The organism is Vibrio sp. WZ-1, assembly GCF_052037695.1.
Lineage (GTDB): Bacteria > Pseudomonadota > Gammaproteobacteria > Enterobacterales > Vibrionaceae > Vibrio.
Genome location: NZ_JBQEQR010000085.1, coordinates 273,874 through 294,926, shown reverse-complemented (window position 1 = coordinate 294,926; position 21,053 = coordinate 273,874). Strand labels below are relative to the sequence as shown.

Annotated in this window: 23 protein-coding genes and 1 other annotated feature; of the genes, 10 read left to right on the top strand and 13 right to left on the bottom strand. The window is 44.3% G+C overall.

The features are described 5' to 3' along the window. Positions 1 to 52 precede the first annotated feature (52 nt). Positions 53 to 190 (top strand): hypothetical protein, encoded by a 138-nt coding sequence (locus ACTS60_RS22095; RefSeq protein ID WP_440889992.1) that lies wholly within the window; start codon positions 53 to 55, stop codon positions 188 to 190. 66 nt (positions 191 to 256) lie between these two features. Here ACTS60_RS22095 and focA read toward each other — a convergent pair whose 3' ends face one another. Beyond that, a complete protein-coding gene (gene focA / locus ACTS60_RS22090; protein ID WP_440889991.1) occupies positions 257 to 1,117 on the bottom strand; it encodes a formate transporter FocA in 861 nt (286 codons plus the stop codon). Between the two features lie 299 nt (positions 1,118 to 1,416). Between focA and ACTS60_RS22085 the strand changes: the two genes are divergently transcribed. Next, positions 1,417 to 1,653 carry a TIGR02647 family protein gene (locus ACTS60_RS22085; RefSeq protein WP_440889990.1) on the top strand — a complete coding sequence of 79 codons (237 nt, stop codon included), beginning with the start codon at positions 1,417 to 1,419 and terminating at the stop codon, positions 1,651 to 1,653. Between the two features lie 74 nt (positions 1,654 to 1,727). Here the strand turns inward: ACTS60_RS22085 and ACTS60_RS22080 are convergent, their stop codons facing one another. Continuing rightward, positions 1,728 to 2,150 (bottom strand): PACE efflux transporter, encoded by a 423-nt coding sequence (locus ACTS60_RS22080; protein ID WP_440889989.1) that lies wholly within the window; start codon positions 2,148 to 2,150, stop codon positions 1,728 to 1,730. 89 nt (positions 2,151 to 2,239) lie between these two features. Here ACTS60_RS22080 and ACTS60_RS22075 point away from each other — a divergent pair, with 89 nt between their 5' ends. The 3 genes from ACTS60_RS22075 to ACTS60_RS22065 are packed head-to-tail and all read left to right on the top strand — an operon-like array spanning position 2,240 to position 4,604. Further along, positions 2,240 to 3,115 (top strand): LysR family transcriptional regulator, encoded by an 876-nt coding sequence (locus ACTS60_RS22075; RefSeq protein ID WP_440889988.1) that lies wholly within the window; start codon positions 2,240 to 2,242, stop codon positions 3,113 to 3,115. 26 nt (positions 3,116 to 3,141) lie between these two features. Beyond that, on the top strand, positions 3,142 to 3,969 hold the full coding sequence (locus ACTS60_RS22070; protein ID WP_440889987.1) for an NAD(P)H-binding protein: 828 nt from the start codon (positions 3,142 to 3,144) through the stop codon (positions 3,967 to 3,969). Beyond that, complete coding sequence (locus ACTS60_RS22065; protein ID WP_440889986.1) at positions 3,966 to 4,604, top strand: YdcF family protein; 639 nt, start codon at positions 3,966 to 3,968, stop codon at positions 4,602 to 4,604. The genes ACTS60_RS22070 and ACTS60_RS22065 overlap by 4 nt, the downstream gene beginning before the upstream one ends. A gap of 77 nt (positions 4,605 to 4,681) precedes the next feature. On the opposite strand, the gene ACTS60_RS22060 is transcribed toward ACTS60_RS22065, so the two are convergent. Further along, a complete protein-coding gene (locus ACTS60_RS22060) occupies positions 4,682 to 5,260 on the bottom strand; it encodes a thymidine kinase (RefSeq protein WP_440889985.1) in 579 nt (192 codons plus the stop codon). Positions 5,261 to 5,347: 87 nt separating this feature from the next. After that, positions 5,348 to 6,730: a cysteine--tRNA ligase gene (gene cysS / locus ACTS60_RS22055; protein ID WP_440889984.1), complete on the bottom strand. Its 1,383-nt coding sequence runs from the start codon at positions 6,728 to 6,730 to the stop codon at positions 5,348 to 5,350. 204 nt (positions 6,731 to 6,934) lie between these two features. Here cysS and ACTS60_RS22050 point away from each other — a divergent pair, with 204 nt between their 5' ends. The 4 genes from ACTS60_RS22050 to ACTS60_RS22035 all read left to right on the top strand — a co-directional run bounded on the left by ACTS60_RS22050 (position 6,935) and on the right by ACTS60_RS22035 (position 10,123). Next, on the top strand, positions 6,935 to 7,429 hold the full coding sequence (locus ACTS60_RS22050; protein WP_162046758.1) for a peptidylprolyl isomerase: 495 nt from the start codon (positions 6,935 to 6,937) through the stop codon (positions 7,427 to 7,429). A gap of 60 nt (positions 7,430 to 7,489) precedes the next feature. Then, positions 7,490 to 8,218, top strand: coding sequence for a UDP-2,3-diacylglucosamine diphosphatase (lpxH, locus tag ACTS60_RS22045; RefSeq protein ID WP_440889983.1), 729 nt, complete (start codon positions 7,490 to 7,492; stop codon positions 8,216 to 8,218). Positions 8,219 to 8,327: 109 nt separating this feature from the next. Continuing rightward, positions 8,328 to 9,542 carry an EAL and HDOD domain-containing protein gene (locus ACTS60_RS22040; protein ID WP_440889982.1) on the top strand — a complete coding sequence of 405 codons (1,215 nt, stop codon included), beginning with the start codon at positions 8,328 to 8,330 and terminating at the stop codon, positions 9,540 to 9,542. Positions 9,543 to 9,619: 77 nt separating this feature from the next. Beyond that, the gene (locus ACTS60_RS22035) at positions 9,620 to 10,123 is read left to right on the top strand and encodes a YchJ family protein (RefSeq protein WP_440889981.1); all 504 of its coding nucleotides are present in this window, start codon (positions 9,620 to 9,622) and stop codon (positions 10,121 to 10,123) included. A gap of 279 nt (positions 10,124 to 10,402) precedes the next feature. Here ACTS60_RS22035 and hisIE read toward each other — a convergent pair whose 3' ends face one another. From hisIE to hisG, 8 genes are all read right to left on the bottom strand, one after another. Further along, a complete protein-coding gene (gene hisIE, locus ACTS60_RS22030) occupies positions 10,403 to 11,038 on the bottom strand; it encodes a bifunctional phosphoribosyl-AMP cyclohydrolase/phosphoribosyl-ATP diphosphatase HisIE (protein WP_440889980.1) in 636 nt (211 codons plus the stop codon). After that, positions 11,035 to 11,808 (bottom strand): imidazole glycerol phosphate synthase subunit HisF, encoded by a 774-nt coding sequence (hisF, locus tag ACTS60_RS22025; protein ID WP_004749837.1) that lies wholly within the window; start codon positions 11,806 to 11,808, stop codon positions 11,035 to 11,037. The genes hisIE and hisF overlap by 4 nt, the downstream gene beginning before the upstream one ends. Then, positions 11,790 to 12,527, bottom strand: coding sequence for a 1-(5-phosphoribosyl)-5-[(5-phosphoribosylamino)methylideneamino]imidazole-4-carboxamide isomerase (hisA, locus tag ACTS60_RS22020; RefSeq protein WP_005390889.1), 738 nt, complete (start codon positions 12,525 to 12,527; stop codon positions 11,790 to 11,792). The genes hisF and hisA overlap by 19 nt, the downstream gene beginning before the upstream one ends. A gap of 12 nt (positions 12,528 to 12,539) precedes the next feature. Next, the gene (gene hisH, locus ACTS60_RS22015) at positions 12,540 to 13,154 is read right to left on the bottom strand and encodes an imidazole glycerol phosphate synthase subunit HisH (RefSeq protein ID WP_440889979.1); all 615 of its coding nucleotides are present in this window, start codon (positions 13,152 to 13,154) and stop codon (positions 12,540 to 12,542) included. Between the two features lie 26 nt (positions 13,155 to 13,180). Continuing rightward, entirely contained in the window at positions 13,181 to 14,254 is a 1,074-nt protein-coding gene (gene hisB / locus ACTS60_RS22010) for a bifunctional histidinol-phosphatase/imidazoleglycerol-phosphate dehydratase HisB (RefSeq protein WP_440889978.1), read from the bottom strand. 70 nt (positions 14,255 to 14,324) lie between these two features. Continuing rightward, positions 14,325 to 15,365, bottom strand: coding sequence for a histidinol-phosphate transaminase (hisC, locus tag ACTS60_RS22005; RefSeq protein ID WP_263257917.1), 1,041 nt, complete (start codon positions 15,363 to 15,365; stop codon positions 14,325 to 14,327). 12 nt (positions 15,366 to 15,377) lie between these two features. Continuing rightward, positions 15,378 to 16,688, bottom strand: a complete 1,311-nt coding sequence (gene hisD / locus ACTS60_RS22000; RefSeq protein ID WP_263257918.1) for a histidinol dehydrogenase — start codon at positions 16,686 to 16,688, stop codon at positions 15,378 to 15,380. A gap of 5 nt (positions 16,689 to 16,693) precedes the next feature. Next, positions 16,694 to 17,590, bottom strand: a complete 897-nt coding sequence (gene hisG / locus ACTS60_RS21995) for an ATP phosphoribosyltransferase (RefSeq protein ID WP_440889977.1) — start codon at positions 17,588 to 17,590, stop codon at positions 16,694 to 16,696. A 53-nt stretch (positions 17,591 to 17,643) separates the two neighbouring features. Then, positions 17,644 to 17,782, bottom strand: a sequence feature (His leader region). 352 nt (positions 17,783 to 18,134) lie between these two features. Here hisG and ACTS60_RS21990 point away from each other — a divergent pair. After that, positions 18,135 to 19,088: a sigma-54 interaction domain-containing protein gene (locus ACTS60_RS21990; RefSeq protein ID WP_071234804.1), complete on the top strand. Its 954-nt coding sequence runs from the start codon at positions 18,135 to 18,137 to the stop codon at positions 19,086 to 19,088. Positions 19,089 to 19,377: 289 nt separating this feature from the next. On the opposite strand, the gene tet(35) is transcribed toward ACTS60_RS21990, so the two are convergent. Beyond that, positions 19,378 to 20,979 (bottom strand): tetracycline efflux Na+/H+ antiporter family transporter Tet(35), encoded by a 1,602-nt coding sequence (gene tet(35) / locus ACTS60_RS21985; RefSeq protein WP_409576164.1) that lies wholly within the window; start codon positions 20,977 to 20,979, stop codon positions 19,378 to 19,380. Positions 20,980 to 21,053: the final 74 nt, after the last annotated feature.

Here is a 21,053-nt window from a genome sequence, read left to right as displayed (position 1 = left end):
TTTAATCCACTACTTCTAAAGTGCAAAAATAACCAAACAAGGAGTACTCATAATGGATTGGCGAATCAAAAAAGAGGTGGGGTGTGATTCCCTGTTAGAAGCACAGGTTGACTGGTTGATCCAAGATCCTGAAGAAGTCACTTCTCTCTGGACACCAAGCGAGTTAGGCACAAATGAAGAGCTGATTTAAAGCAACTCTGAGTAAACCGTAGATAAAAGAAAGGCAAGCTTCTCAGCTTGCCTTCGAAATCATAACCTACTTAAGGTGCTTATCTTCATCACGCAGGTAGATCATCCAGTACCACATACCAACAAAGACACCACCACCGATGATATTACCAATCGTTACGGGGATCAGGTTGTTCATCAAGAAACCCATCATGTTCAGGTCTGCGTAGTCAGCAATATTCGCACCTGTCATTTGCCAGAACGATTCTGGCGCAAAGTACTTAATACCAATTGCCATTGGTACTTGGAACATGTTCGCAATACAGTGCTCAAAGCCTGCCGATACAAACATTGCCACTGGTAGAATCATCACCGCGATTTTGTCTGTCAGTGTTCGACCGCTAAACGTCATCCATACTGCGATGCAGACTAATACGTTACACATGATACCCAACGCAACCGCTTGGAAGAAGCCGTGATGCAGTTTGTGTTGCGAAATTGCCATCGCATTCAAACCAACTTGACCACCATCAAACATGTACTGCTTAGTGATCAACATACATACTACCAGCAGCAACGCACCAACCATGTTACCGAAGTAAACAACCAACCAGTTTTTCATCAAGGCTTTCCATGAAATCTTGCCGCTAGCACGCGCAACCAGCGTAAGTACGGAACTGGTAAATAGCTCACCACCCGTAACCACAACTAGAATAAGACCAAGACTAAAAGCCAAACCACCGATTAAGCGAGTAATACCCCAAGGCATATCGCCCGCACCAGTGGTAACGGTTGTATAGAAAATGAAAGCGATCCCGATATGAAGACCCGCTGAAATAGCCAGCAGGAAAGACTTCATTGGGGCTTTAGTCGCTTTGCCAACACCTACTTCGGCGGCACGTTCAGCAGCCTGAGGTGGTAAGAGTGAGTCAAACTGATTGAAGTTCATGGAAGTGTAACATTTAGAAACAATTAACGAGGCGCGGATAATCGCTCCATTTCCAGACTTTTTCAAGGGCTATTTTATATGTTTACTAAATTTGTTGTTGCTGAGACAGTAATCGATAAAATTCAACTATGAGTTGTTACCTTAACCATTAAGTATTTTTTGATCGTATGTTTACCATCGAATAAAAATCCCGCGTTATATCAGCCCTATAGCGCTACACTTAACACTTCTAGTGGATTTCTATTGCCCAACATTAATTTTCAGACTAGCTTGGATAAAAAAGTACGAAGGAATTACCTATGAAATATTCTGCTGACCACATCGCTGAACTGAACCTGCTTCTTCAATTCGATCTAAGTAGCGCAGCAACTGGCATTAAAGTTCACAAAGAAGCATCTGAAGAGATGCACGCAGCAGTATCACGTCTGTATGCAAAACAGCTCTGTACTCAACCTGATGGTGGTTATCTAACCGATGAAGGCATCGTAATCGCAGAGTATGCTGACAAAATCCTGCGTGTACTTTGTGCCGAATAGCAGTAACGAAGCCTCGCGTTTCTAGCAAAAAAGCCACCGTTTGGGTGGCTTTTTTATCGCTTAATGAATCATCTCTAAGCCATTAGTTTTCTCACTTTACCAAATGGTTGGATTTTGTCGTAAGCCCAGTTAAAGCCTGTTGCGTAAAATAAGAAGAAGATTAAGAAGCCAGCTTCTAGTGCTAATGCCTGCAATAACGAAATTTTTAAAAACCACGCGATGACCGGAATAGTAATAAAGATCAACCCTCCTTCAAAACCAATCGTATGCCCTACGCGCATCGCCAAGCTTCGTTCTTCTCGGTTTGCACCAAACCATTTGTCAAAGTAAAGGTTGTAGATATAGTTCCACACAACCGTGTAAAGGCTCAAACCGATTCCTACGACCGCTAAGTCGCTTGAACCCTGCCCTGTGATCAAAGATGTCACTGGCACAATGATCGCTAATGCAATCATTTCAAATAATACTGCGTGAAAAATACGTTCGTTACGAGTCATGATGATTTGCCCAAATAGTTCTACTCAATGGCTGACATTTTATCTATTATTAAGATGACTAAAAGTTAGATACCATCGGTAAAAACGATATGTTTACTATTGAACAACTACAGGCTTTTGTTGCTACCTCCGAAGCTGGATCTTTTTCTGCTGCCGGGAGAAAGCTAGGTCGAGCTCAATCTGTCGTGAGCCAACATATAATGAATATGGAACTCGACTGCGGCGTCGACTTATTCGATCGCTCCGGGCGTTATCCCAAATTAACCCCAAAAGGCCACGAGCTTTTACCTTATGCACTAGCGACCATCAGCCAGCTAGACCGACTGAATAACAAGGCTTGTCAATTGTTTTCACCGCAAGCAACGCAGTTCATCCTTGCGGTTGATGAAGGAATTCCACTTACCAACCTTCCCAAAGCACTCAAAAACCTCGAGCAACAATTCCCCTATATACAAGTTGAATGTTTAACAGGTTCAAGTCCTGACATCATCGAACTCGTTCAATCAGGAAGAGCAACGACAGGCATCATTCTTAGCGATCTGCAAATGCCACAAAATATCGATTTCTCGAATCTCGGTAATATTGGGTTTGATGTTTTTATCTCTTCAGAACATCCTTTAGCGACAAAGAAAATTCGCCATATCGACGAATTAAAGCAGCATAGACAATTGGTTATTCGTTCAAAGAGTTCTGATACGAGTGGAATCAATCAGGCGCTGAGTCCTGATATCTGGTACGCTGATAACTATTACATCTTATTGGAACTGGCGAATAAGGGGTTTGGCTGGTGCTTTCTTCCTAATCATTTGGTGTCACACTCTCCTAATACGCTGATTAAGATTGGTGAAGAATTCACAAAACTGGCATGGCAAGTCAACATTGACTTGATTCAACATCAGAAATGGCACTCCGATCCTCTACATCAACAAGCTAGGCTTGAATTACAAACCCTATTCGAGTCGTAATTAGGATCTGAAGTAGGAACTCATAGATGGCAAATACATTGATCGTAGGCGCAGGCTGGCTAGGTACTCCACTTGCCAAAACCCTTGCAGAACAGGGACATCACGTTACGGTCACTCGCCGTAGCCAAACAAAATTGGATGAATTTACAAACTCCCCTATTGACACTGCTCAACTCGACCTCAATGACTCTTACTCTGAGCAACACCTCATTGAGATCATCAAACAACACCAAGTTGAGCGAATTGTCGGCGCGTTCCCTCCTGGTTTTCGCAAGGGCAACGGAGAAGAATATGCGCAGCAGTGGCAACGTTTAGTCTCCGCAGCCAAACAAAGTGGCGTAACTAAACTGCTCATGGTTAGCTCAACAACAGTATACCCAAACCTAGCGGGCGATATGAAAGAAGAAGATGCGACATTATCCTTAGCACAAGATAATGCGCATTTTTCTGAAAACGCTCGTATCATGCTGCAAGCCGAACAGTACTTGATTGATTCGGGTATCAACTATGCCATCGTTCGTTGTAGTGGCCTGATTGGCTCTGATCGCCACCCTTCCCGTTTTGCGTTGCGCTTAAAACAAGTGAGCAGTAAAGCGCCAGCCAACATGGTGCATCAAAGTGACGCTGTCGCCGCGACGGCTTTCGCGCTCAATCAAATAGACAACGAAGTAGTGAACGCCACGACGCCTAATACCGTCAGCAAAGCTGAGTTTTACCAAGCAGCTATTACAAAAAGTAATTTAGATATTGCCCTTCCGCCAGTCACCGAAACCGCCGATAAACGAATCCTTGCAGACAAACTTATCGCACTTGGCTACCAGTTCCAATTCAACTCAACGCTAGATGCACTATGAAGCTTTATCAACACATTGAAACCTTGTGGGAGTACATGCAACTCAAGCATGAACTAAAGCCTGCCAACTGCCTATTTGTAATGTGCAGTAATGACCTACGCGTTGCCGAATACGCCGCTAAGCTTTACCACCAAAAGCTTGCACCTTTGATTGTGTTTTCTGGTGGTGAAGGACGTTTTACTGATGGTTTGTTTGAGAAGAGCGAAGCCGAAACCTTTGCAGAAATTGCAAGGTTAGCGAGCGTCCCAAGTGAAGCAATTTTAGTCGAGACACGATCAAGTAACAGTGGCGAAAACGTTCGTTTCACCGAGCAGCTATTGAAAGAGAAAGGGATTGAGTGTGATTCTCTTATCCTAGTTCAAAAACCATTTATGGAAAGACGAGCCATCGCAACGTTTGAAAAGCAATGGCAATCCCCCTACTCACAACTTCAGGTCACTTCCACCGCTCATCCTTTCTTTGAGTACATCAATGAAGAGATGCCATTAATGATGGTGCTTGAAGCGCTAATGGAAGATTTTTCTCGCGTGAAAACCTACCCGGAAAAAGGATTTCAAACCGAGCAAGAAATTCCTGCTCACGTTGAATCTTCATATCAAGCACTGAGAGAAAAGTTTCAACTTGGTCTAGCGTAGTTATTTGTTCAGCCACTCAAATTAAAACACAATAAAAAAGCCACCGAATGCGGTGGCTTTCTCTTATATAGATTGGCTTACTTACCAAGTGCTTCTTTGTAGTGCTGACGACAAACCGACACATAACGATCGTTACCGCCGATTGCAACTTGGTCACCTTCTTTGATCGCAATACCATGCTCATCAGTACGGATAACCATGTTTGCCTTGCGACCACAGTGGCAGATGGTTTTTAGTTCTACCAACTTATCCGCCCAAGATAGCAAGTACTTACTGCCTTCAAAAAGTTCGCCAAGAAAATCGGTACGAAGGCCATAGCAAAGTACAGGAATATGCAATTTATCAACCACTTCGGTTAGTTGATAAACCTGCTCTTTCGATAAGAACTGACACTCATCGATAAGAATACAGTGACGCTTTTCTACTTCATGCAGCGCTGCGATTTCTTGGTAAAGATTGCTATCTGGACGGAACAAATGCGCGTCTGATTGCAAACCAATACGAGAGCTTACTTTTCCTACACCGTAACGGTCATCTAACGCCGCTGTGAAAATCACTGGCGTCATACCACGTTCCTGGTAGTTGAATGAAGATTGAAGAAGAGTTGTCGATTTACCCGCGTTCATTGCCGAGTAATAGAAATACATCTGAGCCACAGAGCACTACCTTCGTTAAAGTTTAGAATTTATAAAAGCTTGTAAAGAAAAGGGCTGAATCATCAGCCCCTTTTTAAGATTCAATCGTTATTTACGACGCCACGTAGTACCTTCCGGCCCGTCTTCTAGAACGATACCCATTTCAGTCAGCTTATCGCGCGCCATGTCAGCGTTTGCCCAGTCTTTTGATGCACGAGAGTCATTACGCAGCTTGATAAGTGCTTCAATTTCCGCCACTTCATCATCATTACCAGCATCACCTTTAAGGAAAGCTTCTGGATCTTGATGAAGAATACCAATCACTTCTGCTAGCTCACGCATTAGCGCACCTAGCTCACTCGCTTTTTCTAGGTTTTCTGTTTTCAGACGGTTTACTTCACGCGCCATATCAAACAGCACTGAGTAAGCTTCTGGAGTATTGAAATCGTCATTCATCGCTGCAGTAAAGCGAGATACATACTCTTCACCACCAGCAGGTGCTGTATTTAAATCTAGACCACGCAGAGATGTGTAAAGGCGCTCAAGAGAAGCGCGAGCTTGGTTTAGATTATCTTCGCTGTAGTTCAGTTGGCTACGGTAGTGACCAGACATAAGGAAGTAACGAACCGTCTCAGCATCGTAATGGCCAAGAACGTCACGGATAGTGAAGAAGTTGCCTAGAGACTTAGACATTTTCTCACGGTCTACCATCACCATGCCGCTGTGCATCCATGTGTTCACGTATTGTGTGTCGTGTGCACAGCATGATTGGGCAATTTCGTTCTCGTGGTGTGGGAACTGAAGGTCAGAACCGCCACCGTGAATGTCAAAATGGTTGCCAAGGATTGAAGAGTTCATTGCAGAACACTCGATGTGCCAACCTGGGCGACCAGGACCCCATGGTGATTCCCATGTAGGTTCGCCTGGCTTAGACATTTTCCAAAGTACAAAATCTAGCGGGCTTCGTTTTGCAGTTTCGATATCAACACGCGCACCAGCTTGAAGCTGATCAAGATCTTGCTTAGAAAGCTTACCGTATTCGTTGAACTTACCTACTTCAAACATTACGTCACCGTTATCCGCAACGTAAGCAAAACCGCGCTCGATTAGCTTTTCAACCAATTCAACGATTTCAGCGATGAACTGAGTCGCACGAGGCTCAACGTCAGGGCGTTTCATGTTCAGTGCATCAAAGTCAGCGTGCATTTCACCAATCAGACGCTCAGTGAGTGAATCACAAGACTCACCGTTTTCTGCTGCACGTTTGATGATTTTGTCATCGATATCAGTGATGTTACGTACAAACGTTAGGTCGTAACCAAGGTAACGTAGGTAACGAGAAACCACATCGAAAGAAACGAAAGTACGACCGTGACCGATATGACAGAGATCGTAGATGGTAACTCCACAGACATACATGCCAACTTTGCCGGCTGTAATTGGTTTGAATTCCTCTTTCTGTCTTGTGAGTGTGTTATATATCTTTAACATGATCTCTATCTATGATTGTGAGTGGATAACAAGAACGCCGAGTATAACAACTCAGACCTTATTAGGTAATAGCATTTCACGGATAAAACGATAATCGGCTAAACTTCAAGCACAAAACGTTTATTTTCATTGTCCTGAGTTTTCCATGCGTATTAACTTAGGCTAGAATCCCAGTTTCAATACAACACAGTAAAGGAAAGTAGCATGATCACCCTTCACACTAATTTTGGTGACATCAAGATTCAACTAAACGAAGAGAAAGCGCCAGAGACAAGCGCAAACTTTCTTCAGTACTGCCGAGACGGTTTCTACGACAACACTCTTTTCCACCGTGTTATTGACGGCTTCATGATCCAAGGTGGTGGTATGGAGTCTGGTCTACGTGAAAAAGCATCACGTGCGCCAATCAAGAACGAAGCAAACAACGGCCTTAGCAACAAAGTGGGTACACTTGCTATGGCTCGTACTATGGAGCCGCATTCAGCAAGCTCTCAGTTCTTCATCAACGTAAACAACAACACATTCCTAGACTTCCGTAGCGAAAGCCTAGACGGTTGGGGTTACTGTGTATTCGGTGAAGTAGTAGAAGGCATGGACATCGTTAACAAGATCAAAGGCGTTAGCACTGGTTCTTACGGCATGCACCAAGACGTACCTCTAGAAGACGTACTGATCACTGGTACGACAATCGAAGAGTAATTCTTTAGAATTACAATCAAGAGATAAGCTAGTGGGGAGGCATTGCTTCCCCTTATTTCTATGACAACATTATTTATATCTGATCTTCATCTTGCCCCGTCACGACCGGACATCACTGAATGTTTCGTGACTTTTATGCGAACAGAAGCGATTCAATCTGAGGCTCTTTATGTACTCGGCGATCTCTTCGAATTCTGGATTGGCGATGATGATGACACCCCTTTTGCTGACCAAATCCGCGCAGAATTTAAAACTCTCACGGATGCTGGTATCCCCGTATTTTTCATCCAAGGCAATCGAGATTTTCTACTTGGCAAACGCTTTTGCAAAGAAACTGGCGTAACACTACTCGATGACGTTTGCACTATTGATCTCTATGGCCAAAAAGCCGTAATACTTCATGGTGATACACTTTGTATCGATGATGTGAAGTATCAAGAGTTTCGCAAAACGGTTCATCAGCCTTGGCTTCAGTGGTTATTTAATCGTATTCCTTGGTTCGTTAAGAAACGAATTGTTACGAAGGTTCAATCTGACATTAGAGACGACAAAAAAAATAAGTCACTCGATATCATGGACGTAAACCAAAGCGAAGTTGAACGAGTCATGTCTCAAAATTGCGTCAATCTTATGATTCATGGTCACACTCATCGCCCAAACACACATATTTTTGACCTAAATGGTGTTAAAAACACTCGTATAGTTCTTGGGGACTGGTATACGCAAGGCTCGGTTTTATCAATAAATTCTGAAGAATTCACCCTACAAAATCGGCCTTTTCGCACGTAATTTCAACAATGTGCCAGTTTGATGTTTAAGATTGACGTATAACCCATAGATCTTTTGTGAAAACTCGTTATTATCATTACTAATAGATTTAACAGAATAAAGTACCGCATTGAAGTATTCGTATGTAGCTCGCCAACCTATTCTTGATAGAGAAAAGAAAACTATCGGTTATGAACTTCTCTTTCGTGATGGGCCAAAAAATACCTTTCCAGAAGTAGAACCAGAGCTGGCTACTAGTCGTTTACTGTCTGATCATTTCTTATCAACTCATTACAGCACTTTAGGCGACAAACTTGGCTTTGTGAACTTCCCTTATCAAAGTCTAGTGAACCTTGTTCCGACTCTTTTCCCGAAAGAATCTTTAGTTGTTGAAGTCCTTGAAGATTGCGAACCAAGTGACGAGCTACTAAAAGCGATAAAGCATTTGCACTCTTCTGGATATCGCGTTGCTTTAGACGATTTTGTTCCCACTAAAGCTTGGAAGCGCTTCTTACCTTTTGTTTCGATCATTAAATTTGATATCAGGGTTGTACCTATTGAAAAAGCATCGATATTTATTCGTGCGCTCAATCACCTAGATATTGAGTTTCTCGCTGAAAAAGTAGAAACCTACGAGGAATTTGAACAAGCGCTAGATGCCGGATTCAATTACTTTCAAGGCTACTTCTTTAGCAAACCGGAAATGATTCAGAAAAAGCGTTTGAATCCTGCTTTTTTGACGGTAATTCAACTGTGTAAAGAGATTGCTGATAAGCCAATTGATTTCAATGAAGTGGAGCGACTGTTTTCTATCGATGTGACCTTGTCCTACAAGCTAATGACTTACGTCAACTCAGGCTACACACTGACGACTAAATTGAAGTCGTTTAGACAAGCGTTAGTGTATTTAGGAGAAGACCGTTTAAGACGATTTATATCGCTCGTCGCCATTGCTTCTGTACATGAAGACAAACCAGATTCCCTCTACTCTTTAGCCATTCAGCGTGCACGTATGTGCGAGATACTGCTGAGCCAAATGAACACTAAGTACGATCCCGGTCAAGCATTCCTAACTGGTATGTTTTCATTGCTGGACTCGTTACTAGACCAACCTCTAGTGGATGTAATTGAAGACATTCCTGTCGATGAGGACATCAAAACGGCTTTGACAAGTAGAAAAGGCATACTTGGCTATCTGCTGTCGATGATCATCGCCTACGAAAAAGCGGATTGGGAAACGACAGAGAAATACTGTAGCGCACTCAAACTGACGGAACCCCAGTTAGCCAAAGCGTTCAACCAATCAACAGCATGGGCTCAAGAACTGCTGTCTCAAACGCCCTAAATAGCTATAATACCCCACCAGCCTCACTCATGTGAGGCTGTTTGTTTTTACCGCTTAATTAATCGAGATTTCATTCTATGGCTTCTTCTTGTCCTTGCGGCTCTAACCGCACCTACCAACAGTGTTGTGAAATTGCCCACAACAACCATGCAGACGTCACCACACCAGAGCAGTTGATGCGCTCTCGCTACAGTGCGCATGTATTAGGTTTAGTGGATTACGTGGTAAACACGTATCACCCAAGCTGTAACGCAGAAGAGCAACGCGAGGGTATTGCCCAGTCCATCGACAGTGATTGGTGCAAACTTGAAGTAGTAAAAGCAGAGTCTGGCACTAACGAGAATGAAGGCTTTGTCGAGTTTAGCGCTTACTTTGATGAAGACGGCAAACGCTACTGTATGACAGAACGTTCTCGTTTCCTGAAAGAAGACGGGCTTTGGTACTATATTGACGGCACATTCCCAGAAGAAGAACCGGAACAAGATCCACGCTTAAGCCAACCAGTGAGCAGTCTAAAGGTCGGTCGTAACGATCCGTGTATCTGTGGAAGCGGTAAGAAGTTTAAGAAGTGTTGTGGGTAGAGCATCCACACCTAGCTTGTTGAGCTCGCTTTAATAAGGTTCCTGATCTCACCTAAGCTCGTCGGAATAACGTGAATATGTACTTTCGTTTGAAATAGATAACTCTACTTCAAATACCGTTAGAAAATATACCGTCATTCTCAACAGCGAGGGACGAGCGTGATTCAGAATCTAATCGCCACTAGCACCGTTTTCGGGTTTTCCCTCGAATCAAGAACACTAAATTAAAAAAGCCCCTAGACTCGAGAGCATAGGGGCTTTCATTTATCTATAACAGGCTTATTTATGACGCTCTTTCAACTTGTTCACCACGTCATTCATCGATAGCCCTTGGTCTTGAAGCAATACCATTAAGTGGTAAATCAAATCTGCTGATTCACACACTAACTCCGCCTTATCGCCCGACGTCGCCGCAAGCGCGACTTCAACGCCTTCTTCGCCCACTTTTTGCGAAATACGCTTGGTGCCACGGGCATAAAGACTGGCAGTATAAGAGGAATCTGGGTCGGCACTCTTGCGGGCAGCCAGTAGCTGCTCAAGTTGATGAAGCCACACCATTTGCGACTCCTCTTTCGGATCTCCATCCCAACAAGTTGTTGTTCCAGTATGGCAAGTTGGACCAATTGGATTCACCTTAACTAGCAGTGTGTCATTGTCGCAATCGAGCTGCATGTTCACCAATTGTAATACATTGCCTGAGGTTTCCCCCTTGGTCCAAAGGCGCTCTTTGGTACGAGAAAAAAACGTCACTTGACCAGTCTCGCCCGTTTTTACCAACGCATCTTGGTTCATGTAACCCATCATCAGCACTTGGCTTGATTGGAAATCTTGTACGATGGCAGGTACCAGACCGTCCACCTTTTCCCAGTTGATTCGCTCAGCTAGCGAACTTACTTCGGCGGCTTTCACACTCATAGTCGTACCTCAATGCCTTGTTGTTTCAAATACTGCTTTAACTCACCAATATTGATGACTTGTTTGTGGAACACCGAGGCGGCAAGCGCCCCGTCCACATTTGCTTTTTGGTAGGCTTCTGCAAAGTGCTCCATGGCACCTGCACCACCCGATGCAATCAATGGTACGTTACATACTTCGCGCACCATATTCAGTTGTTCGATGTCGTAGCCATTACGCACGCCGTCTTGGTTCATCATGTTCAGTACGATTTCACCAGCGCCGCGTTTTTGTACTTCTTGCACCCAATCACGCGTTTCCCATTGGGTCGCTTTGGTGCGTTCTTCATCACCAGTAAACTGGTAAACCTGATACTTGCCCGTCTCTTTGTCGTAGTATGAATCGATACCAACGACAATACATTGCACACCAAATTTATCAGCAAGGTCAGTAATCAACTGAGGGTTCGCCAGTGCAGGTGAGTTGATAGACACCTTGTCTGCACCAAACTCAAGAATGCGTGCTGCGTCTTCCGCTGATTTAATACCACCAGCGACACAAAAAGGAATATCAATCACTTCAGCAACGCGAGCGACCCAGCTTTTATCGACAACACGCCCATCACTTGAAGCGGTAATATCGTAAAACACAAGCTCGTCAGCGCCTTCTTCCGCATAACGCTGTGCCAGAGGAACAATGTCGCCAATGATTTCGTGGTTACGGAACTGAACGCCCTTCACCACTTGCCCATCACGAACATCAAGACATGGAATTATTCGCTTTGCCAACATGCAAATGCCTCCTCTGCTGTGAACTTACCATCTAACAGTGCACGACCGACAATCACGCCAGCAACACCGCTACCTTTTAGTGCTTCGATATCCGCTAACGAGCCGATGCCACCTGAAGATTGGAATTGCACTTGTGGGTATTGTTTACATAGGTCGACGTAAAGCTCAACGTTTGAACCTTCTAGCGTACCGTCACGAGAAATGTCCGTGCACAGCACGTGCTGTAGACCTACCGTTAGATAATCGTTGATCAGAGCTTCGATAGTCACGCCTGAATCTTCTTGCCAACCAGAGATCGCTACCTTACGCGTGCCGTCTTGATCGATGTTGATGTCTAGCGCTAAAACGATTTTTTCAGCACCGTATTTTTCCATCCAACCTTTCACAAGCTCTGGCTGTTTTACTGCTGTAGAACCAACGACAACACGTTGAGCACCGGCTTCTAACAGATCAATCACGTCTTGCTCTGTACGCACACCACCACCGATTTGGATGTTAGCTGGCGTACTTGCTAATAGCTTTGCTATCAAATCAAGCTGGCGTGCTGTCGTGTCTTTCGCGCCAGTTAAATCCACTAAGTGTAGCCAGTTGGCACCTGCTTGGTGGTACAAGTTGAACTGCTCTGCTGGGTCAACTTTGTATTCGGTTACTTGGCCGTAATCACCTTGATAAAGGCGAACCACCTGTCCTTCAATTAAATCAAGAGCTGGAATAATCACACTAAATCCCTTTTATAATTCTAAGAAGTTTTGAATAAGCTTCGCGCCCGCTTTTGAAGAACGCTCAGGGTGGAACTGCACACCGTAGTAGTTGCCGCTTTGTACTGCTGCTGTGAACGGGGTGCCGTATTCACATTCAGCAATCGTGTAATCCCCAACTGGCATTGCAAAGCTGTGTACGAAGTAGAAGTACTCACCTTCTTCAATACCTTTGAACAGTGGGTCACCTGCTTTTGCTGACACCGTGTTCCAACCCATATGCGGCAGCGGCAAATCACCAGTTTGTAGCAACTTCACTTCACCGTCACAAAGTCCAAGACACTCGACTAACTCGTCTGCTTTCTGCCCTTTCTCTTGAGACATTTTGCCTAACAGTTGCATACCTAAACAGATACCTAGCAGCGGCTTCTCTACTTGTTTTACCAAGCTGATCAGATCACGCTCTTCTAGATTCTTCATCGCTTCGCTGGCGGTGCCCACGCCAGGAAGGAATAACTTGTCAGCCGACAATACCACTTGTGGATCTTTTGAAATAGTTACGTCATAGCCTAGGCGTTCAATGGCAAACTTCACCGAAGAGACGTTGGCACAGCCAGTATCGATAATGACAACTTTCTGTTCTGTCACTGTTTTTCTCCTTGCTAACGTTAGCCTTAAAGCACGCCTTTACTACTTGGTAGCTCAGTGCCTTCTACTTTGATTGCTTGGCGCAGAGTACGACCAAACGCTTTAAACAAACTTTCAATGATGTGGTGATCATTGTTGCCCGCAGAAGAAAGATGCAGCGTACACGCTAGAGTGTCAGTCAGAGAACGGAAGAAGTGAACCACCATCTCTGTTGAAAGGTCACCCACTTGCTCACGGCTGAACTGCGCGTCGAACTTAAGGTAAGGACGACCAGATAGGTCTAGTGCACATTGTGCCAAACACTCATCCATAGGAAGACTGAAGCCAAAGCGACCAATACCACGTTTGTCACCCAGTGCTTCTTTCAATGCTTGACCCAAAGCAAGAGCGGTATCTTCTACCGTATGGTGGTCATCAATGTGAAGATCACCTTCCACTTTGCACACCATCTGGAATCCGCCGTGCGTCGCGATTTGATCCAGCATGTGGTCAAAGAAGCCAAGACCTGTAGAGATGTCATTGCCGCCTTGCTCATCAAGGTTCACCGCAACTTTGATGTCCGTTTCTTTCGTGGTACGAATCACTTCAGCAACGCGTGCCTTCACAGTTAGATCTTTCAAGATCTGTTTCCAACCCATGGTTTCTGGGTTGTATTGAATGCCACGAATTGCCATGTTTTCTGCAAGTTGAAGATCGGTTTGACGGTCACCAATCACAACAGAGTTTTGGAAATCAACCTTGCCACCTTGAAGATACTCTTTCACCATCCCCAACTTAGGTTTACGGCAAGAACAGTTATCTTCATCGAAGTGAGGACAAATCAGCACGTCATCAAACTTCACACCTTGAGATTCAAAGATCTCCATCATCATGTTGTGTGGTGCATCAAAGTCTGCTTGTGGGTAGCTGTCGGTACCTAAACCATCTTGGTTAGTGACCATCACTAGGCGGTATCCTGCATCCTGCAACGACAACAGGCTTGGGATAACAAATGGCTCTAGTTTTAGCTTATCTAATCGGTCTACTTGAAAATCAACTGGCGGCTCAACAATTAAGGTGCCATCACGGTCGATAAAAAGGATTTTTTGTTGTTTGCTCACTCGAACTTCCTTATTGCTATTCTTTTTGGCGCTCCCGCTATTGAGCGAGAGCGATAAATACTTTTTATACTTATGAGTAGTAGTTTCTGATAAACCCGAGTGTTTTTTCGCACTCGTCGCGGTTACCCACACTGATACGCACACAGTTTTCGATTGGCGAGTTACGCAAAATAATACCCGTCTCCCAAGCGGCTTTGAAAAGCCCATCGCCATCTGGGAATTTCACCAATAGGTAGTTGCCCCATCCTTCAAAGACTTCCAAACCCGGAATCATTGACAAACCAACTTGTAAGTAAGCTCGGTTTGCATTCAAGTCGAGAACTTGGAATTTCGCTCGCGCTAGACCTGCTTCAGACAGCGCTTGAGTAGCAATTTCTGCCACTGGAACCGGTACTGGATATGGTGCGATAACTTTAAGAAGTACATTAATCAGCTCTTCGTTCGCAAGCGTAAATCCACAACGCAGACCAGCAAGCGCAAAAGCTTTCGACAGAGTACGAAGAATTGCGAGATTCGGATACTGCGCCAGTAAATCTACCGTTGACGCTTCTGGACAAAAATCAATGTACGCTTCATCCATCACCACGATTGCTCGGTCTTTTGTCATCTCAAGTAGAGAGACAATATCTTCACGCTTAACCAAATTCCCTGTTGGATTGTTTGGCGAACATACAAAAACCAGTTTCACGTTATCCAGATTGGCTTCGATGCCTGCAAGGTCTAGTTGCCAATCTGACGTTAACGGCACGGTTTTACGCTCTACACCAATGGTTTCTGCGCTGATGGCGTACATACCGTAAGTCGGTGGACAGTATAGAATCGCATCTTCACCCGGCTCACAGAAAGCACGAATCAGTAGCTCAATACCTTCATCTGCGCCGCGAGAAGTCAGCGTTTGTTCTGGTTCCACACCCGCATAGGCTGCATAAGCAGAAATCAGTTCTTTTGGCTGGCATTCGCTGTAACGATTAAGACGAGCAAAGTCTGTTTTGTATTCATTGTTGAATGGTGATTCGTTGGCATTTAGCCATACGTCACCGGTACCACCAATTCGGCGAGCCGATAAATAAGGGGTAAGTTGTTGGACTTGTTTACGCGCTAGCTTTTCCATCTCATTGTCCTCTTACTTAGCGGCCAGTTTTTCTACACGGGTTAATTTCTCAGTACGAATTGTCACTGCACGTTTGTGTGCATCCAAGCCCTCCGCTTCAGCCATGGTTACCACTGTAGGTGCAAGGTTCTTTAGACCATCAGCAGACAGCTCTTGAACCGTCATACGCTTAGAAAAGTCCGCTAAACCTAAGCTTGAATAAGTACGAGTGTAACCATAAGTAGGAAGAACGTGGTTCGTACCCGATGCGTAATCACCGGCTGATTCAGGCGACCAATCACCGAGGAAGATAGAACCTGCGTTATCTAATAGAGGTAGAAGCTCGCGTGGGTTCTTAGTCTGAACAATCAAGTGCTCAGGACCGTAGTAATTTGAAATCGAAATAGATTGAGTGAGAGACTCAGCAATGATGATCAAGCTTGACGCCAATGCTTGTTCAGCGATGTCCGCACGAGATAACTCTTTAAGCTGACGTTGAACCGCATCCGTCACTTGATCCGCAATCACCGGAGAAGGGGTCACCAAAACCACTTGAGAGTCTGGTCCGTGCTCTGCTTGGCTTAGAAGATCTGCTGCAATGAAATCTGGGTCTGCCGTTTCATCGGCAATCACTAGCACTTCCGATGGGCCTGCTGGCATATCAATCGCTGCGCCACGAAAATCGTTGCTTACCTGACGCTTCGCTTCTGTTACGTAAGCATTACCAGGGCCAAAGATCTTATCAACTTTAGATACGGTTTCTGTTCCATAAGCCATTGCAGCAACGGCTTGACCACCACCGACGTTGTACACTTCATCAATGCCACACAGTTTTGCTACATAAAGGATCTCGTCAGCTATTGGTGGTGGAGAACAAAGCACCACTTTACGACAGCCTGCAATTTTTGCAGGGACACCAAGCATCAAAACAGTCGATGGCAATGGCGCACTACCGCCGGGAATGTACAAACCCACTTTTTGAATTGGGCGTGTTACCTGCTCACACACTACACCCGGTTGAGTTTCAACTTTGATTGGTTGTGGCTTCTGCGCTTTGTGAAACTTAGTGATGTTTTCATACGCTTGCTCTAATGCGCTCTTCATATTTTCTGAAAGGCGCGATGACGCTTCATCGATTTCTTGAGCCGATACACGAATGGACTCCGGCTTCACACGGTCAAACTTCTCAGTCAGCTCCAATAACGCAGCATCACCCTCTTTGCGGACTTTTGCGATTACTTCAGAAACCGCAGCAGTGATGTTAGCACCTTCTGCGATTGCAGGACGTTCTAGAATCGAGTCTTGTTGAGTTTCACTCAGCGATTGCCATACAACTGTTCTCATTGCGATTACTCCATCATTTTTTCAATTGGTAGTACTAGAATTGAGCTTGCACCCAGTTCTTTTAGTTGTTCCATGGTTTCCCAGAACAGGTTTTCAGTACTTACCAAATGAACCGCAACTTTTTGCTTGTCAGCAGACAGAGGTAATACAGTCGGGTCTTCCGCACCAGGAAGCAGAGATTTAATTTGGTCTAGCTTCTCAGCTGGTGCATGTAGCATGATGTATTTAGACTCTTTCGCTTGCTGCACGCCTTGCATACGCGTCAGCAGCTTTTCGATTAGCGCGACTTTGTCTGCATCAAACTCGCCTTTGCGTTGAATTAGAGTCGCTTTGGATTTGAAAATAACTTCAGCTTCCTTCAACCCATTCGCCTCTAATGTTGCCCCCGTAGAAACCAAGTCAGCGATAGCATCAGCCAGACCCGCACGAGGTGCGACTTCTACAGAGCCTGTCAGCATACAAGTTGAAAATGGAACACCTACTTCATCCATGTAAGCTTTTAAAAGTTGAGGATAAGTAGTGGCGATACGTTTGCCAGCTAAGTCTTGAGGACCGTTGTACTCTTCGTCTTTGTCAATCGCGATAGACAAACGGCAACCACCGAAATCAAGACGTCGAAGTTGAACAAATTCATATGGTTCACCCAACGCTTTACGATCTAAACGAACTTCTTCTAATTCATTTTCACCGATAAAGCCTAGGTCAACTACGCCATCCATAATCAGACCAGGGATGTCGTCGTCACGAACCAAAAGCAAATCAATTGGCATGTTCTCTGAGTGAACCACTAGACGCTCACCCATTACGTTGAATTTCACGCCACACTTCTTCAGTAGAGCTTGGCTCTCTTTACTTAGGCGGCCTTTTTTCTGAATTGCGATTCTTAAGCGTTGTGTTTGCATTGCTTTGTCCCTGTGCAAGATTCGATAATTTGAATAATTTATAAATCAGTAAAACTAAAAAACCCTCGGAAGAATCTGGTCTCCCGAGGGTTTGAAATCTGTTTTCACTTTGATTTTCACCTCCGGGAGTTTCCTATCTCCCGGGTATGCGTGCATCTCCCGAAAGACTAGGCTGGGTGATGATGGTGATGAATGTTCATTACAAAATTACGCATACTTATTTAAACTCGATTGAATTGCTTCGTTAACAACCACACTAACTAAGCTTCCTATATTTTTCAATACATAAATTACACTTTTGGTAAAATACATTTTAAAGCACTGTTTTTAAAGCAATTAATTTCAACATAACTTTTAGAGTGATATCAAATTACGTCATAACACTACGAACTTATGGAATCATGTAGGCCTGCGCCCCAAAAGCCAGCATTCTAAATTTGAACCGAAGAACCACACATCAATCTCACATTTGAGAACAAGAATCATCCCTGAGACAGTTAATCCTGACTATCCTTCTTATGGGGCATCGGAAGAAATAATATTAATGAAAATTCGCAAAGTGGGAGTTAAGCAGACCACTGCTGACCAGCATCCACAACTTCAGCTTTTGATCGGAGAAAGCTCATGCATTAACGAGTTACGCACCAACATCGCTAAATACGCCAAAAGCGATGCTGAGGTGCTGATTCACGGCGAGACAGGCGTCGGTAAAGGACTCTGTGCGCACATAATTCACGAACTTTCGTCACGACATAAACACCCTTTTGTCTCGGTCAACTGCGGGGCTATACCTTCAGGTCTTGTAGCTTCGGAGCTGTTCGGACACACGAAAGGCGCCTTCACTGGCGCAATCCATGATCGCACTGGATTTGTCGAAAGAGCAAATAAGGGAACGCTTTTTCTAGACGAAATAGGCGATATGCCACCTGATTCGCAAATACATTTATTGCACTTTTTGGAAAGTAAGCAAATTCAAAAGTTAGGTGGGGACAAATGCTTAAACGTTGATTGTCGTATTATCGCTGCTAGCCACGTGGATTTAAAAAGTGAAGTGGTAAGGGGGAACTTTCGAGAGGATCTCTTTTATCGTCTAAACATCCTTCCGCTCTCCGTCCCTCCTGTCAGACGTCGTGGTCATGACATTTTGTTATTAGCACAGCATTTTTTAAATCAGCTGCAAAATGGAGAAGAATTCGAGATATCAAAAAAAGCTGAAGATAAATTAATGGCGCATTCATGGCCAGGTAATGTACGCGAACTGAGAAATGTCATTCAGCGAGCTATTGTAATGAGTGAAGATGGCACAATCTTAGAAGCTGATCTGGGATTAAATAGCAAAGATAGAGAAATCCTGCCGAATAGCGAACAAATTGACTTAGAGTTCCTGCTTCAAGCTATTGAAGATAACAAACATAATATGAGCGCTGCTGCAAGGCAACTTGGTATTTCCAGAACCACCTTATATCGTCTCATCAAGAAATATAACTTACACGTATAAAGTGTAACGTAACACTGTGTAACACACGTAATCCACACTTTCAGTTACTTAGCAAAAAGCCAAGATAACTGCCATTCTAGCTATAATAAAATCATAGACTTAAATCCGGCATAGCCCTTGCTTAATAACCAATATTGTTTAAGTAAGTTGAGGTGTATTTTACAGCACTACTTTTCTCTAACTGTTACCCCAAAAACGCGATAGCCCCCCTCACCTATATATCGCGTTAAAAAAAAGCTCCGCCTGACCTCGGCGGAGCTTCCTCTTTTAATAAGCTACATTCAATGCGCTAAGCGTTTTGGCATGACGCCATTTTAGACTTAGAGATCCAAGATAGTACTGCACATACAATCACAAACGTAATTGATGCTGCAATAAACGAGAACGCAATAGACGCTGTCATACCCAGAACAATAAAGCCCACACATGAAACAAGTGCTACCGAAAGCGCATAAGGCAACTGCGTTGATACGTGATCAATGTGGTTACAACGTGCGCCAGTCGATGACAGAATTGTGGTATCTGAGATAGGTGAACAGTGGTCACCGAATACAGCACCAGCCAGAACAGCACTTAACATTGGCAGCATTAGTGCTACGTCTGTTGCGCCAGCCATATCACCCGCAATTGGAAGCATGATCCCGAACGTACCCCATGAAGTACCTGTTGAGAATGCCATTAGACCAGAAAGCAAGAATAGGATAACCGGCAGCCAATGAGGGTTAATGTTACCTTGCGCCATTGTCGATAGGTAAGAACCCGTCTTCATGTCACCGATAACAGAGCCGATAGTCCATGCGAATACAAGAATTAGGATCGCACCAAACATCGATTTAGCACCAATCCAAAGTGTGCGACCAATCTCTACCATTGGAATGCCTTGTTTAAACACAGTAAACAGTGCTACAGCCAGGCCAAGCAAGCTACCGTAGATTAAAGACATACCAACATCGGTGTTCTCAAACGCACCTAGAAGAGCAAACTCTTTACCGTCCGCAGCTAGTGCTTGACCACCGGTGTAAAGCATAGATGCGATAGTAGCAACGATAAGCGTTACGATTGGAAGCACTAGATCAGAAACTTTGCCCTTCTCGCTTTCACGAATATCTAGCTCTTCGTTAAGCTCGTGAGCTTCTTGAGTATCGTTTTCTTTATCTTTGTCAAAACCACGGCCTTGAGATGCTGCGATTTCATGGTCACGCATCTTGCCAATATCAAGACCAAACCACGCAACTGCAAATACCATTAGTAGCGCAAAGACAGCGTAGAAGTTCATTGGGATAAGGCGTACATAAGCACCAAGCGCTGAGTACTCCGTGATACCGTGTGACACCAAGATACCACCGATAATCGTAATAATGTACGCACCCCAGCTAGAAGCTGGCATGATCACACACATTGGTGCAGCGGTTGAGTCAAGGATGTACGCAAGCTTGGCGCGAGAGACGTAGAAACGGTCGGTCACTGGGCGAGAGATCGCACCAACGGCAAGACTATTAAAGTAATCGTCGACAAAAATGAATACGCCAAGGAAGGCTGCAAGAAGTTTAGAGCCGCGTTTACTTTTTACTCGAGTTTGCGCCCATTCCGCAAAAGCGCGCGTACCACCAGAAAGTGTTAACAGTGCTGTTGTCATACCTAAAAGGATTAGGAAGCCAACAATGCTCATGTTCCAAGTATTAATACCACCGTCTTCAATAAAGACAGAAGAAACTTGAGAGCTAACATAACCTACCGTGTTACCGATAGACCAATCATTAAGTAGAATCGCACCAAGTACGATACCTACACCAAGAGAAACTAATACGCGTCGAGTTAGAATCGCCAGTGTCAAAGCAACAATAGGCGGTAATAACGAAACAGGAGAATGTGCAAAATCTATTAAATTCATGATCTTCAAAAACCAAAGTTTGGCTAGAGATCTACTGCAGACAAGTCACGTAGCATACGGTACGTGCTCATGTT